The sequence below is a fragment of the Pseudomonas sp. NPDC087690 genome, from assembly GCF_044743175.1.
Taxonomy (GTDB): domain Bacteria; phylum Pseudomonadota; class Gammaproteobacteria; order Pseudomonadales; family Pseudomonadaceae; genus Aquipseudomonas.
The window spans coordinates 1-14,817 of the sequence record NZ_JBIUVX010000028.1 but is presented as its reverse complement, the minus strand read 5'-3'; the positions used below and the strand labels follow the sequence as shown (position 1 = coordinate 14,817).

General features: G+C 60.0%; 12 protein-coding genes and 1 tRNA gene. 4 read left to right on the top strand and 9 right to left on the bottom strand.

Annotated features, from left to right (window positions below):
* Window positions 1-6 precede the first annotated feature (6 nt).
* Window positions 7-948 (bottom strand): 1-phosphofructokinase, encoded by a 942-nt coding sequence (gene pfkB / locus ACIPIZ_RS21475; RefSeq protein WP_105705420.1) that lies wholly within the window; start codon window positions 946-948, stop codon window positions 7-9.
* Entirely contained in the window at window positions 948-3,809 is a 2,862-nt protein-coding gene (gene ptsP / locus ACIPIZ_RS21470) for a phosphoenolpyruvate--protein phosphotransferase (RefSeq protein WP_253480202.1), read from the bottom strand. Before ptsP ends, pfkB begins: the two co-directional genes overlap by 1 nt.
* A 306-nt stretch (window positions 3,810-4,115) precedes the next feature.
* On the opposite strand from ptsP, the gene cra reads away from it, so the two are divergent.
* Together cra and ACIPIZ_RS21460 are read left to right on the top strand one after the other, a co-directional pair.
* The gene (cra, locus tag ACIPIZ_RS21465) at window positions 4,116-5,111 is read left to right on the top strand and encodes a catabolite repressor/activator (protein WP_401167280.1); all 996 of its coding nucleotides are present in this window, start codon (window positions 4,116-4,118) and stop codon (window positions 5,109-5,111) included.
* 3 nt (window positions 5,112-5,114) lie between these two features.
* Window positions 5,115-5,891 (top strand): TatD family hydrolase, encoded by a 777-nt coding sequence (locus ACIPIZ_RS21460; RefSeq protein WP_122662398.1) that lies wholly within the window; start codon window positions 5,115-5,117, stop codon window positions 5,889-5,891.
* A gap of 116 nt (window positions 5,892-6,007) precedes the next feature.
* Here the strand turns inward: ACIPIZ_RS21460 and ACIPIZ_RS21455 are convergent, their stop codons facing one another.
* From ACIPIZ_RS21455 to ACIPIZ_RS21440, 4 genes are all read right to left on the bottom strand, one after another.
* Complete coding sequence (locus ACIPIZ_RS21455) at window positions 6,008-8,038, bottom strand: methyl-accepting chemotaxis protein (protein ID WP_401167277.1); 2,031 nt, start codon at window positions 8,036-8,038, stop codon at window positions 6,008-6,010.
* A gap of 219 nt (window positions 8,039-8,257) precedes the next feature.
* Window positions 8,258-9,097 carry a regulatory signaling modulator protein AmpE gene (gene ampE / locus ACIPIZ_RS21450; protein WP_064387891.1) on the bottom strand — a complete coding sequence of 280 codons (840 nt, stop codon included), beginning with the start codon at window positions 9,095-9,097 and terminating at the stop codon, window positions 8,258-8,260.
* Window positions 9,094-9,654 (bottom strand): 1,6-anhydro-N-acetylmuramyl-L-alanine amidase AmpD, encoded by a 561-nt coding sequence (ampD, locus tag ACIPIZ_RS21445; RefSeq protein WP_064387890.1) that lies wholly within the window; start codon window positions 9,652-9,654, stop codon window positions 9,094-9,096. The genes ampE and ampD overlap by 4 nt, the downstream gene beginning before the upstream one ends.
* Before the next feature lie 64 nt (window positions 9,655-9,718).
* Window positions 9,719-11,899, bottom strand: a complete 2,181-nt coding sequence (locus tag ACIPIZ_RS21440) for a DUF1631 domain-containing protein (RefSeq protein ID WP_401167273.1) — start codon at window positions 11,897-11,899, stop codon at window positions 9,719-9,721.
* 255 nt (window positions 11,900-12,154) lie between these two features.
* Between ACIPIZ_RS21440 and nadC the strand changes: the two genes are divergently transcribed.
* Window positions 12,155-13,003 carry a carboxylating nicotinate-nucleotide diphosphorylase gene (gene nadC, locus ACIPIZ_RS21435; RefSeq protein ID WP_064387888.1) on the top strand — a complete coding sequence of 283 codons (849 nt, stop codon included), beginning with the start codon at window positions 12,155-12,157 and terminating at the stop codon, window positions 13,001-13,003.
* Window positions 13,004-13,052: 49 nt separating this feature from the next.
* Here the strand turns inward: nadC and ACIPIZ_RS21430 are convergent, their stop codons facing one another.
* On the bottom strand, window positions 13,053-13,352 hold the full coding sequence (locus ACIPIZ_RS21430) for a DUF6388 family protein (protein ID WP_122662506.1): 300 nt from the start codon (window positions 13,350-13,352) through the stop codon (window positions 13,053-13,055).
* Window positions 13,353-13,629: 277 nt separating this feature from the next.
* Here ACIPIZ_RS21430 and ACIPIZ_RS21425 point away from each other — a divergent pair, with 277 nt between their 5' ends.
* Window positions 13,630-14,124 (top strand): hypothetical protein, encoded by a 495-nt coding sequence (locus tag ACIPIZ_RS21425; RefSeq protein WP_401167270.1) that lies wholly within the window; start codon window positions 13,630-13,632, stop codon window positions 14,122-14,124.
* A 6-nt stretch (window positions 14,125-14,130) separates the two neighbouring features.
* On the opposite strand, the gene ACIPIZ_RS21420 is transcribed toward ACIPIZ_RS21425, so the two are convergent.
* Window positions 14,131-14,206 (bottom strand) — tRNA-Thr (locus tag ACIPIZ_RS21420).
* 193 nt (window positions 14,207-14,399) lie between these two features.
* The coding region (locus tag ACIPIZ_RS21415; RefSeq protein ID WP_400753582.1) for a S1 RNA-binding domain-containing protein at window positions 14,400-14,817 on the bottom strand (418 nt) is incomplete at its 5' end.

Genomic DNA, 14,817 nt, shown 5'->3' with positions numbered 1-14,817 from the left:
ACCCTCTTATTGTTCTGTCAGGGGGCGCACGCGCACGCCCTGTTCGAGCTGCGCCAGTTGCGCAGCATCGTTGATGCCGAAACCGATCTGGGTCACCGCCATCGCGGCGATCGCGGTGGCCGTGCGCAGGGTTTGTTCAGGCGTGTCGGCGCTGAGCAAACCGTGAAGCATACCGGCCAGCAACGAATCACCGGCACCGACCGTACTGGCGACGCTGACCTTCGGCGGCGTCGCGTGCAGTGCCGAACCGACGCTGAACCAGTTCACGCCGTCAGCACCGTGGGAGATCACCACGTGTTCGATGCCTTGCGCGTGCAATTGCGCCGCTGCTTGCGCTTCAGCGGCGTGAGAAACCACCTCGCAACCGAGCGCATCGGCGAGTTCTTCAGTGTTCGGCTTGATCAGCCACGGACTGGCTTTCAAAGCTTCGCGCAACGCTTCGCCGCTGGAGTCGAGAGCGACTTTCAGGCCGAGCTGATTGAGCCGTTCGATCAGCTCACGCAGCCATTGCGCCGTGACCCCGCGCGGCAGACTGCCGGCGACCACCACCGCGTCATGTCCCGGTGCAATCTGCACCAGCCGCTCCAGCAACGCTTGCTGCGCGGCGGCATCGACCACCGGCCCCGGGCCGTTGATGTCGGTGATGCGTCCACTCTGTTCAGCGACTTTGATGTTGCTGCGCGTCTCACCCGGCACGCGGATAAACGCATCGACAAAACCGCGCTTGGCGAAAAGGGTTTCGAACGCTTGCAAATTGTCTTCGCCGAGGAAACCACTGACCGTCAGTTGATGACCGAGGTCGGCGAGCACCTGGGCGACGTTAACGCCTTTGCCGGCGGCGTGGGTGTGCATCTCGTCGCTGCGATTGACCTGACCGGCCTCCAGGCGTGGCAGTTCGACGGTAAGGTCGAGCGCCGGGTTGAGAGTCAGGGTAAGAATCTTGGCCATTACAGGGCCTCCACTAATGCACGCACTTCGTTGGCGCTGCCCACGGCCAGGGCCTGTTGAGCAAGGGTTTGCGCCTGAGTCAGGCTGAGTTCGCGGATGCGTGCCTTGACTTCAGCAATGCTGCGCCCGGACACACTGAGTTCATCGACGCCGAGGCCGACCAGCACCGGCACCGCCAGCGGATCCGCCGCCAACTCACCGCAAACACCGACCCACTTGCCGTGGGCATGGGCCGCGCGCACGGTGATGTCGATCAGTTGCAGCACCGCCGGGTGCAAACCGTCAGCCTGCGCCGACAGGGTCGGGTGGCCACGGTCGATGGCCAGGGTGTATTGCGTCAGGTCGTTGGTGCCGACGCTGAAGAAGTCGACTTCCTTGGCCAATACCGGCGCGAGCAAAGCGGCGGACGGCACTTCGATCATGATCCCCAGTTGCAGATCGGCGACTGGAATTTCCAGGCGCAGACGTTCGGTCATGTCGCGGGCCTGACGCCACTCTTCAACGCTGCCGACCATCGGGAACATGATGCGCAGCGGACGGTTGTCCGCCGAACGCAGCAAGGCGCGCAATTGCGCTTCCATGATCTGCGGACGTTGCAAGGTCAGGCGAATGCCACGCACGCCGAGGAACGGGTTTTCTTCCTTGGCGATCGGCCAATACGGCAGCGGTTTGTCGCCGCCGACATCCAGCGTGCGCACCACCAACGGGCGACCGGCGAGACCATCAAGCACGCGGCGGTATTCGGCTTCTTGCGTCGCCTCGTCCGGCGCTTGCGGATGGGCCATGAAAATCAATTCGGTACGCAGCAGACCGATGCCTTCGGCGCCCTGCTCCACCGCGCTGATCACGCCGGCGCTTTCGCCGATGTTGGCGAACACTTCGACGGCGTGACCGTCGGTGGTGTGCGCCGGTTGGTGGCGTTGTTCGGCGGCAATCTTCAAGCGTTGTTCGCGGGTGTCGCGTTCTTCGGCGGCGCGTTGCAGGGTCGCAGCATCGGCGTCGACATGCAGACGACCGCGCTGGCCGTCGAGCAGCAACGGCGTGCCCGGCGCCAGCAACAACACCGCGGCGCCAGCGCCGACCAGCGCAGGAATCCCGAGGGCTCGCGCGACGATTGCGCTATGCGCCGTGGCGCCGCCGCGTGCGGTGAGAATCCCCGCCACGCGCGCCGGATCCAGCCGCGCGACGTCGGAGGGGCCGACTTCGTCCATGACAAGAATGTACGGTTGCTCAGGCTCACTCGGGGTCTGCACGCCACACAGTTGCGCCAGCACGCGGCGACCGATGTCGCGCAGATCCGCCGCACGCTCGGCAAGCAAAGCGTCCTGCAGTGATTCCTGTTGTTTGGCCGCTGCTTCGATCACCGCCATCCACGCCGCTTCGGCGCTTTCGCCTTGCTTGAGGCGGGTGTCGACTTCATCGGTGAGTTCCGGGTCGTCGAGCATTTCCTGGTGGGTGATGAAGATCTCGCGGATGGCCTTGGCCTTGCTGCGTTCGATCAGGCCTTGAATGTCGTTGCGCACATCGCTAAGCGCTTGCTTGAGACGCTCGCGTTCGATGGCAGCGGACTCGCCGCGCATTGGGTAATCGATGGTCTGTTGCACTTGAATGTGCGCCGGGCCGATGGCAATGCCGGGCGCGGCGGGAATGGCTTGCAACTGAGTGCCGGACGCCGGGGCAATGACTACTTCGGCGATGTCGGCAAAGACTTCTCGTTGTTCGCTAATCGCGGGCAGCGGCTCGACTTCTTCGCCGAGGCCTTCTTCGATAGCGGCGAGCAACGCTGGCAAGGCATCGGCGGCAATGCTCGGCTCGGCAATCAACTCCAGCACCTGGCCACGACGGGCGCCGAGGCTGAGCAGTTTGCTCAGACTCTTCACCGACACGGCGCTGTCCTGACCGTCGACGATGCGCACGCGAATCTCGCCATCAAAACTCTTTGCCAGTTGCGCGAGGATCTTCGCCGGACGCGCGTGCAAACCGTGGGCGTTAGCTAGGGCAATGCGAGCGCTTGGCCAGTCGGCGGGCAATTCACCGCCGAGCACTTCAAGGACTTTGCGGCTGCTGGTGGCGCGGCCCAGCTCATGGCCGCGACCTTCGATCAGCAACGCACAAAGACGTTCGAGCAACGCTTGGTGCGCCTCGCCCAGACTGGCCAGGCAGAACAGACCACTGAGTGGCTGGCCAAGGTAGCGCATCGGTTTGTCCGGGGTAACAAACGCCAGGCCCGGACGCTTCACCGTTTGTTCGCTGTGCAGCCACCACAAGCCGTCGCCCAGCGGCAGCGCTTCGACTTGTTGCAACACCGCCGAGAAGCCGTTGCTTACACAATCGGCCTGCCGCAGCAGACGTGCGCCACGCCAGACCAGTTCTTCGAAATCGTCGGCCGAGACGCCGAGGCCGATCATCTGCGCGTCCAGCGCCAGCTCTTGCGGCGCGCCTTGCAGCAGTTTCAGCAGCGCTTCAGGCGAACTGGCGCGACGCAGGGCCTGACCCAGATCGGTCTCGCCGAGGGCACGGGTCAGCAGTTGCAGCAGACGCAGGTGTTCGTCGGATTTGGCGGCGATGCCAATCGCCAGATAAACGATCTGGCCATCGCCCCAATCCACGCCTTCCGGGAACTGCATCAGGCGCACGCCAGTGGCGAACACCTGATCGCGGGTTTCCGGGGTGCCGTGGGGAATGGCAATACCTTGACCGAGAAAGGTCGAGCCCTGGGCTTCCCGGGCCTGCAATCCGGCGAGGTAGCCGTCGGCGACCAGACCATCGGCCACCAGATGATTGGCCAGCAATTGCAGGGCGGCGGGTTTATCCACAGCCGATTGGCCCATGGATATCTGCTCTATAGTGAGCTCGAGCATGCGATCTCCTTTTTGGCACATGAAGGTGCCAGGTATTGTTTTGGATGGTTGCAGCTTAGGCGCTCTGCCGCTTTGCTTTTCAGCGGCAGTTTTGGCGGTTTCACGGCAGCACCGGCCAAAGGCGTCTAAAACGTAGAAAATACGCTTGCTGAAACGTTTAATCTAGATTGATCGGCACGTTACTCGATAATGTCCCATCCTTGAAGTCCAACTTGTCGGATGCGCTGCGACAATAGTCGCCTGCCCTAATCGGGTAGGATTGGCGAAAATGTTGCGGCAAGCTCGCAAAAACAAGGAAATCCCGGGTTGAAACTCAGTGATATCGCGCGGTTGGCCGGAGTGTCCGTGACCACCGCCAGCTACGTCATCAACGGCAAGGCCGAACAGCAGCGCATCAGCACTGCGACCGTCGAGCGCGTGCGGGCAGTGGTCGATCTGCATGGCTTCACGCCAAACCCTCAAGCAGCCGGGCTGCGCAGTCGGCACACGCGCACGCTGGGCTTTATTCTGCCGGATCTGGAAAACCCCAGTTACGCGCGGATCGCCAAACTGCTGGAGCAAGGTGCGCGGGCGCGCGGCTATCAGTTGCTGATCGCCAGCTCCGACGATGCACCGGACAGCGAGCGCCAGTTGCTGCAACTGTTCCGCGCGCGCCGTTGCGATGCGCTGATCGTCGCCAGTTGCCTGCCGGCCGGCGATGACAGCTATCGGCAGTTGCAGGCCAAAGGTCTGCCGATCATCGCCATCGACCGGGTCATGGAGCCGGAGCATTTCTGCTCGGTGATCAGTGACGACCGCGAGGCCAGCCTGCACCTGACCCAGAGCCTGCTCGACCCGCAACTCAAGCAGATCGTTCTGCTTGGTGCGCGCCCGGAACTGAGCATCAGCCAAGAACGTGCTGCCGGGTTCAAACAAGCGCTGGTCGACTTCAAAGGCGAGGTGCTGGTCGAGCACGCTGAATCTTTCAGCCGTGAGTGCGGCAAGCAGTTGATGGAAGAACTCCTGCAACGCCTGGGGCATTTGCCGGACGCGTTGGTCACCACGTCCTACGTCCTGCTGCAGGGCGTGTTCGATGCGCTGCATGACTTCCCGCTGAAATCGCGGCCGCTGCGTCTCGGCACCTTTGGCGACACGCAGTTGCTGGATTTCCTGCCGCTGCCGGTCAACGCCATGGCCCAACAGCACCAGTTGATTGCCGACAAGGCGCTGGAACTGGCGCTGGCCGCCGTCGAACAGTCGAAGTACGAGCCCGGCGTGCAGGCCATCGCGCGGACATTCAAGCAGCGTATTCACCGAGACTGAATCGTGGAGCTGATCGACAGCCACACCCACCTCGATTTCCCCGACTTCGACGAAGATCGACAGGCGTTGCTCGTCGAAAGCCGTGCCCTCGGGGTGCGGCGGATGGTGGTGTTGGGGGTTTATGAGGGGAACTGGCAACGGGTGTGGGATCTGGTGCAGAGCGATGCCGATTTGTACGCGGCGTTCGGTCTGCATCCGGTGTACCTCGATCAGCATCGCCCGGAAGATCTGAACGCACTCGGCGATTGGCTGACACGCTTGCGCGGTCATCGGCAGTTATGTGCGGTGGGCGAAATCGGTCTGGATTACTTCATCGAAACGCTGGATCGCGAGCGACAACAGGCGCTTTTCGAAGCGCAACTGCAATTGGCGGCGGATTTTGAGTTACCGGCGTTGATCCACGTCCGGCGCAGCCACGCGGCGGTGATCGCAACGCTCAAACGCTTCAAGCTCAAACGCGCGGGGATCATCCACGCCTTCGCCGGTAGCCGTGAAGAAGCGCGGGAGTACATCAAACTGGGTTTCAAACTGGGTCTGGGCGGCGCGCCGACCTGGCCGCAGGCACTGCGCATGCATCGCGTGCTGGCGGAGTTGCCGCTGGAGTCGATCGTGCTGGAAACCGATTCACCGGACATGGCGCCTGTCATGTTTCCCGGTCAGCGCAACAGTCCGGCGCACTTGCCGGCGATTTGTGAGGCGCTGGCCGGACTGATGAAAATCAGCCCGCAACAACTGGCCACGGCCAGCACCGCCAACAGCTGCGAAGTCTTCGGCTGGTAACACATCTCCCCCTGTAGGAGCTGTCGAGTGAAACGAGGCTGCGATCTTTTGATCTTTGAAATCAGGATCAAAAGATCGCAGCGTGCCGCAGCTCCTATAGGGGATTTGTGTACAGCTCAGACGCGGAAGGCGCTGATCAGTTGTTTCAGTTCCACGACCTGAGCCGACAGTGCCCGGCTGGCATCTTCGGTCTGATGCGCCCCCTGCGCGGTACGCTCGCCGGCGCGGTTGATCTCGACGATATTCTGATCAATGTCATGGGCCACCGCCGTTTGCTGCTCAACGGCAGCGGCGATCTGCTGGTTCTGATCGACGATCATGCCCACAGCCCCAAGGATGTTTTCCAGTGCCTGCTGAACCTTCTCCGACTGCCCGACCGTGCCGTTGGCCATCTGATGGCTGACGCCCATGGCTTTCACCGCTGCACCGACACCGCCGTGCAGCTTGGCGATCATTTGTTCAATCTCTTCGGTCGATTGCTGGGTGCGTTTGGCCAGGGTGCGCACCTCATCGGCAACCACGGCGAAACCACGACCCTGCTCACCGGCACGGGCCGCTTCGATCGCGGCGTTGAGCGCCAGCAGATTGGTCTGCTCGGCGATGCTCTTGATTACTTCAAGAACACGGCTGATCGATTGGCTGTCACTGGCGAGTTGATTGATCACCAACACTGACTGATCGATCTCGCTGGCCAGCGCAGCAATGCTGCCCTGCTGCGACTCCACCAGCCCACGACCGCTGATGGTCTCGTCATTCACGCTGTGGGCGCTGCTCACCGCCGCGGCGGCACTGCGTGCGACTTCCAGTGAAGTCGCCGACATCTGGTTCATCGCCGTCGCCACTTGTTCGATCTGCGTGCGCTGGCCCGCCACCGCCTGATTGCTTTGTGCGGAGACGTTTTCAACCTGGCCGGCCTGACGCTCGACTTCGCCCACGGTCTGGCCGACGCGCTCGATCAAGTCGTGAATCTTCTTCACCGTGCCGTTGAACACTTCGCCCAACTCACCCAGCTCATCACGACTGTTGGCCTTGAAGTTAACCGTCATGTCACCGGCCGCGACCTTGTCCATCATCGCCCCGAGGCGTTTAAGCGTGGTGCGGGTCGAAGCGTAGAAGCCACCATAGAGGTAGAAAATCAACACGAACACCACCGACAGCGCCACAGTCTGCAGAAGCATGTGTGTGCGATTCTGCGCCAGACGCTGCTGCAACTGAGTGTCGAGGAATTTCAACGTGGCGTCGTTGAGCTCGTAGGTCTTGCCGATCAGCCCGGTGACCTGATCGTAAAAAGCTTGCCACGGCGCATCGAGGGTGTCGGCCATGACGACCTGCTCTTCGAACAGTTCGCTGGCCTGTTTCAACGAGGCCTTGCTGTTGTCGGCCACCGCACTGAGGTGTTCGCGCGCAGCTTTACTGGAGCCGAGGGCGTCCTGCAATTTCAAAGCGTACTCCGCCTGGAGTTTTTCGATCTGCACCAACAGCTCATCGAAACGGGTGCTTGAGGCGCTGTTGAGAAAACCCTGGCCCAATGAATACGAACCCATGGCCCGGCCTTCGCCGAGGGTTTGCGTGACGGTCGGCGTGATCAGGGTCACCAGTTCGCTGAGCTGGCGGATATCGCTCTGGTTGTCGCGGCTCAGGCCGGCCTGACTGGTGATGATCTGGCTGAAAATCTGCGCACTGGCCAGCAGTTTGCCAATCAACGCGCTTTTGCTCTGCAGCGAGTTTTCCGTTTGCTGCGCCTTGAATGCGGCGATCATTTCATCGCGTTTGCCGTCGAACACCTGGATATGTTCGGGATCGTCGGTCATCGCCGTCAGCCCTTGCAGGCGTGTCAAAACCGCTTGTTCAAGCTTGGTAATTTGCGCTTCGACATTCCCGGCCTTGCCAGACTGACCGAGGGTGACGTTGATCTGCACCAGATTGTTCAGCGTCTCCAGATCCCGGCGCAGGGCCAGGCTGCTGCCCAGCAGATCAAGGCTTTGCAGCTCGACGCGGGTGCCCTGGAATTCGCGATAGGAATCGCGCACCAGATAGAAATTGGTCACCAGCATCGGCACCAGGAACAGCACGCTGATCAGGCTGAACTTCATGCCGAAGCTCAGACGGTTCATCAGCGAGACGGCGGGATAGAGCAAGCTCTTCACTGGAAGTCTCCCTTGGTTTTTCTTGTTTTTATTGGCAGGCGCGGGGCGACAGCAGATAGCCACTATCGGGCGCTGTCTCTGTATAGCTCAAATCGAAGGGAGGTTTTGTAACTTAAGGTTAACAACGAAAAAGATCGCAGCCTGCGACAGCTCCTACAGGAAACATACAATTCCTGTGTAGGAGCTGCCGCAGGCTGCGATCTTGTGATCTTTTTTTAATCAGTGAACCAGAACCGTCCACAAGGCAAACCCGGCATACCACAGCACTGCCGCACGCAGCAGCAGTTCCCACAGGCAATCGAGAGTGTTGATGCCATCCGGACCGACCGCAGGCGGAGGGATCTCTCCAGCAGCCAATCCAACCTTGTTGATCAGTTGCGCAGCGCTGATGTTCCAGTTCAGCAGCTCATGCAGCATCACCCGGCTGACCGCGACAAAGTTGCCGACCAGCGCCAGGCTGGCCGCCAGCAAGCGTACCGGCACCCAATCAAAGGCATGGCGCATTTGCCCGGCGCGTTCGGCCAGTGCGGGATTCTTGCCGTGTTCTTCGGCCAGCGCCAACAAGCGATAAGCCAACGCCGCCACCGGCCCGAGCAGGAAGTACCAGAAGATCACCGCGAAGAAACTCTGATAAGCCTCCCACAGCAGATGCCCCTGCACGCGATCAAGCAATTGCTCGCCGCTGTCAGCGCAAATATCCAGATCGCGCTTGGCCACATGTGCCGCCGCTTGCAGATCCTCACGGCGCCAGGCATCACGGAACGGCCCGAGGCCGCCGAGTAAATCGCCGCGTCCCAGACTGTAAATCACCACCAGTAAATGCACCGGCAAGGCCAGCAAGCCATAGGCTACTGGCTCCAGCACCACCAGCAACAAGCCAAGCAGCGCCACCGGCAGCAACACCAGAATCGTCAGCACTATCCATGGCTGGCTGGCCAGTCGCGCGCTGCTTTCGAGTTTGTTCAGTTCGCGGATCCATCCGCCATCGCGTTGAACCCGATGGCGCAAGGCCGAGAACTTCTCGATCCAGACCGCCAGCAGTAACACCAGAAAACTCATTGTCCTTCCTCTTGTGCCAGGGCTGCGCGGTAACGCGCCCAGTCGAATGCCGGGCCAGGATCGGTCTTACGCCCGGGTGCTATATCGCTGTGCCCGCAAATACGGGCGCCGGTGATAGCCGGAAATGCTGTTTGCAACTGACGGGTCAGCGTCGTCAAGGCTTGATACTGCGCATCGGTGAACGGCAGATCATCGGTGCCTTCGAGTTCGATGCCCACGGAAAAATCGTTACAGGTTTCGCGGCCGTCGAAAATCGACACTCCGGCATGCCACGCCCGTTCGAGACAGGAGACAAACTGGGTGACCTTGCCGTCACGTTCAATCAGAAAGTGCGCCGAGACGCGCAGGTCAGCAATCCCTGCAAAATAGGGATGTTCGGTGACATCCAGACGATTCTGGAAAAATTCCTGCACCTTGCCCGTGGCGAACTGCGCCGGTGGCAGGCTGATGTTATGGATGACCAACAGGGAGACTTCGCCCGCAGGACGCTCATTGAAGTTGGGCGATGGGCAGACCTGCACCCCGTGACACCACCCGCTAGCGGGATCCAACTGCATACCGATTCCTTCAACGCCGACTGTGTTGACGCCCAGTATGCCGTGATCGGCCCCCGGCGCGCGATCACTTGGCGCGATTGAGTCGCCGCAGATTGCCCAGCACTGACTCCAGCGCCCGGTCGAACAGCAGCGTATCGTCCAGCGCACGGACGGCGCCACGGCGGAATTCGAGGGCAAGGCTGGTGCGACTGCGTTCGCGTACTTTCGTCCCGGTGCGATCGACAAAGATGTACTTGCCCGTGGCTTCGATGATAGCGGCCAGTTTGCAGCGCAAGCTGTGTTCGTCGTCTTCCGCAAACGCCACCCAACTGCCGAGGCGCAACTGGTCAACCTGGCGCAGACCTGCATCGTCGTGAGGCAAACGTACGGAGGTCAGTTCCACCGAGCCCTCGTCAGCGGTCGGCAAAACGATCTGCTGCGACACTTCGACCATCATCGTCGCTTGATCGGTGTCCGCCGCTCGCTCCAATACCTTCACGTGCAGCGCTTCGAGTTCGCTGAAAAACTCACCGGTGGCAAACGGATCGAACGCGATACTGGTCAAGCCATCACGCAGCGACTTGAGCAACCCCGGCACCAGAGTCAATAAACGCAGACTGAACTCGGGATCATCATGACGCTGCACGCTCCAGATCAATTGCTCCATGGTCTGCACATCGGCCTGCCACTCTGCGGACTGATCGCCATGTTTGAGGCGCGTCAGCAGCAGCACCTTGCTCCAGGCGTTCTGGACGAAAGTGACTACCGACGGCGGCAGGACTTTGCCCAGCAATGCCTGATTCAATGCCTGTTCGACCCGGCGCCGGGCCAGTTCAGTTTTGGCGCGCCCCTCTTCGGCGTCGCGCAAACGCTGCTCAAGCAGTTCGCTGCGGCGGCGTTCGTCGCTGGTAAAGGCGAGGAAGTCGGCGAGCAGCTCGGAAAAAATCGCCGGGTCATCGACAAAATCGCTGAGCAGGCGCTGCACCACTTGTTCGATGCGCACGTACAAACTGTCGCGCTCGGCACTGTCGCAGTCGCCCCAGCCCATGGCTGCGTCGGCGATTTCATTGAGCAGGCGCCGCGCCGGATGGCTGCTACGGCTGAAAAAGCTTTTGTCGAGGACGGCTACCTTAAGCATCGGAATCTGCAAACGAGCAATCAGCGCCTTGAGCGAATCCGGTACGTTGCGATCTTCGAGGATGCAATCGAAGACCATGGCGATCAGGTTGATCACGTCTTCGTCTGCACCACCGACGATCCGCGACTTGCCACTTTTGACGCTGACCCGCGTCAGCAGTTGTTCGAGCTGATTGCGCAGATCGAAGTCGTCCTGCGCGGCGAGCGATGGCACGTATTGTTGCAAATGCGAAAGCAGGCGTAGCAGGTCGCGTGTGGTGATCGGTTGGCTCGCGCTGCTGGGTTCCAGGGTCGGCGCCACGCTGCCGCGCACATGCAACAGCAACTCCTGCAGCGCGGCGAACACTTCTTGCACGCCTTCGTCGGCGGGCGTCGGCTCATGACTTTCTTCGCTGTAGACACTCGCGGCCGCTCGATCCATGGCGCGCCGCGCCGGTGCCGGTTTCAACGCCGGCAACACGCCGGTGGCGAGCAACAACTGGTTGGCCTCAGCGTAAAGCTGTTCGGTGTCGGCCAGCACATAACGCTCGAACAGTTTGAGCAGGATCAGCTTGACCTTGATCTCCACGCCCAGATTGCGCCCGGCCTGCAAAAAGAACTCGCACAGCATCGCCGGGCCGAGCGGGTTGTGCTGGTCGTCGAGGGTATTGCCGAGCAAGGCGTTGAGACGCAGAGTCAATTGATCGAGGGCGAAACCATCGCGTTTGAGCACCCGACCGACCATGGTTTCGACCGCTACGCTGCGCTCCATGTCATCGGTGCGCGGTGCCGAGTCCTCAAACATCAGCGTGCGTGGCAGCGTGTTGTGCGTGGGGTCGTACTGAGTGAGACCGACGAAGGCCTCGAAAAACTGTTCGAGAAAGCCGCGCTCGATATTCTTGCGCTTGAGGCGCAGGTCGCGCATGGCTTCGAAAAAGATGTTCTGCTCGACGTCGTTGCGCGCCCGATCGGCCATTTCAAACAGCGTGTCGTCGGCGTTATCGAACAGTTCCTGCAAACCGTGACGCAGTTGCTGCGCAGCCTTGTCGCGAACCTGAAGCAGAATCACAGGCAGGCGGGCGAGCGGCGAGTGATTCGCCTGATCGGTAGCGGCCTTGTGCAAAGGCACTACTTTCCCGTCGTTGTGCATCCAAGCCTCCTGGAACGGTGATTCTTAGGACGTCAAAGCTATGACGTCAAATGCAAGGCGGATTATCTTGCAAAAGATGTCTCCGGCGCTATAGCCGTCAGGGTTTCCCCTATACCGGCGCCCTTCCAGTGACCACGGTTCAACACTGTTTGCTCAAACAAATTCGACCGGATGCAGTCAGGCACGCACGTTCTCGCCTTGGGTTGGCTGATCCCATGCCCCTATAATCGAACCACTTTGTTTGTGGAGCCCGTTATGCCGAATCTACGTCTCGCCGATTTGACCGCCGAAATCGAAGCCAACGTGCGCCGTGCGTTGCTCGAAGACATCGGCAGCGGCGACATCACCGCGCAACTGATCCCGGCCGAACGCCTGGCCAAAGCCACCATCATCACCCGCGACGAGGCCGTCGTCTGTGGCACGGCGTGGGTCGATGCAGTATTTCGTCAGCTCGATCCCCGCGTTGCAGTGCACTGGCAAGTGGTCGATGGCGAGCGGGTCAAAGCCAATCAACCGCTGTTTCATCTGGAAGGTCCGGCGCGGTCGCTGCTGACCGGTGAACGCAGTGCGCTGAACTTCCTGCAGTTGTTGTCAGGCGTGGCCACACGCGCGCAGTACCTCGCAGACTTCGTCGGCGCTACTGACGTCAAGCTGCTCGATACCCGTAAAACCCTGCCAGGCCTGCGTATGGCGCAGAAGTACGCAGTGACCTGTGGTGGCTGCCACAATCACCGCATCGGACTGTACGACGCGTTCCTGATCAAGGAAAACCACATCGCCGCCAGCGGTGGCATCCCGCAGGCAATTGCCGCCGCGCACAAGATCGCGCCGGGCAAACCGGTGGAAGTCGAAGTGGAAAGCCTGGATGAGCTGAAAGAAGCACTGGAGGCAGGCGCTGACATCATCATGCTCGACGAGCTGAGCCTGGATGACATGCGCGAAGCCGTGCGCCTGAACGGCGGCAAGGCGAAGCTGGAAGCGAGCGGCGGTATCAACGAAAGCACGTTGCTGCCGATTGCCGAGACCGGGGTGGATTACATCTCGATCGGCGCGATGACCAAGGACGTCAAAGCGGTCGACCTGTCGATGCGCTTGAGTCTCTGAAGACTACGCAATAAAAAACGCCAGCCCGGATAAGGCTGGCGTTTTTGTTTCAGACCACCAGATTATTCATCTCGCAGTACTCATCCCACTCGACACCCAGTACTTCGGCCGCCTCTTTGTGCAGCACGAGACGCTGCGCCTCGAACTCCTCCGGCGTGCTCGTGTACTTGAGCGTCAACTCCCAGGGCTGCAGGCCCTGAGCTTCGGCCTCGTCTTCGAACGCCCACTGGATCTGATCTTTCTGATCATCAGGACTAAGGTCCTTGATCTCTTCTTTCAGGTCCGGTACGTCCAGAATGTACTTTTCCAGCGCTAATTCGTGACGTTGCTCTTGAGTTAATTCGGTCATGGCGTTCTCGCTGATCGTAAGAATGGAGGATGGATCTGGATCATCAAGGATCTCTCTGACGCGGATTTGTCCGGCCTTCGGAACCATTCGGGATCATCTGAAAACTGCTAAGCGATGCTCATGCAGGCACCGAATATAGGACGTTTGCATGACGAATTACACGGCTCTTTACATCTCTCGCACAAAAAGTTGACCTACGGAACATAAATACGAAATCCGAGTCATAGCGATGTGCCACTTCGGCACCCATCTTCGCTGTTCACAAGGAAAACCAGTGATGCGCAGTTTTTCGAAAATGTCCGCCGTTATCTCCACCACCGCTCTGATTGCTGCCATGGCTCTTCCCGCGAGCGCAATGGCACTGGAGCTGAGTTCCAGCAGCCCCTCCTACGGTGACAAATTTTCGTTGATTCACAACGACTATGGTAAAGAAGTGGTGATCCGCAGCGATTTCAGCGTCGATGAATTGAAAAAAATGCGCGACACCATCAGCGATCAATCACGTCAGATCGAAGAACTCAAACGCAGTAGCGGTTCGAGCTCCAGTTCCAGCGGCAAGGAAATCGAGGAGCTGAAAAACAAGGTCAAGGAACAGGATCGCAAGCTCGAAACCCTCGGCCGTCAGGTGGAGGACCTCAAGCGCAACAGCGGTTCCAGCTCCAATTCGAACAGCAGCGAGATTTCCAGTCTGAAGCAGAAAATCAACGATCAGGATCGGGCGATGGATCAGCTCAAACGTACTGTCGAGGATCTGAGCCGCAAGGTGAAATAAGGAAGATGGTGCCCGAGACAGGAATCGAACCTGCGACCTTCGCGTTACGAGTGCGCTGCTCTACCGGCTGAGCTACACGGGCGGTGGGCTAAACCTAGCACCGGTTTTCACAAAAGCAAAGATCGCAGCCTGCGGCAACTCTTGCATGATCGGGTTACCACAGCGCTTTTGTGGACGCTGCCGCAGGCTGCGATCTCTGGGTGTTTATGACAGACAAAAAAATGCCCCGCCGTTTTCACGGCGGGGCATTTTATTGCGCTAAAGCCTGGGGGTGATTAAACGCCCGAGGCCTTCGCCGCTGCCACGTCCTTGATGGACAGTTTGATACGACCGCGGTTGTCCACGTCCAGTACCAGCACTTCCACTTCCTGGCCTTCTTTCAGGATGTCGGTCACTTTCTCTACGCGAGCATCGCTCAACATCGAGATGTGCACCAGACCGTCCTTGCCTGGCAGGATGTTGACGAATGCGCCGAAATCGACGATGCGCTCAACTTTACCCACATAGATCTTGCCGATCTCGGCTTCAGCGGTGATGCCCAGAACGCGCTGACGTGCTGCTTCAGCCGCTTCCTTGGTTTCGCCGAAGATCTTGATCGAACCGTCGTCTTCGATGTCGATCGAAGCCTTGGTTTCTTCGCAGATCGCACGGATGGTCGCGCCACCTTTACCGATAACGTCACGGATCTTGTCG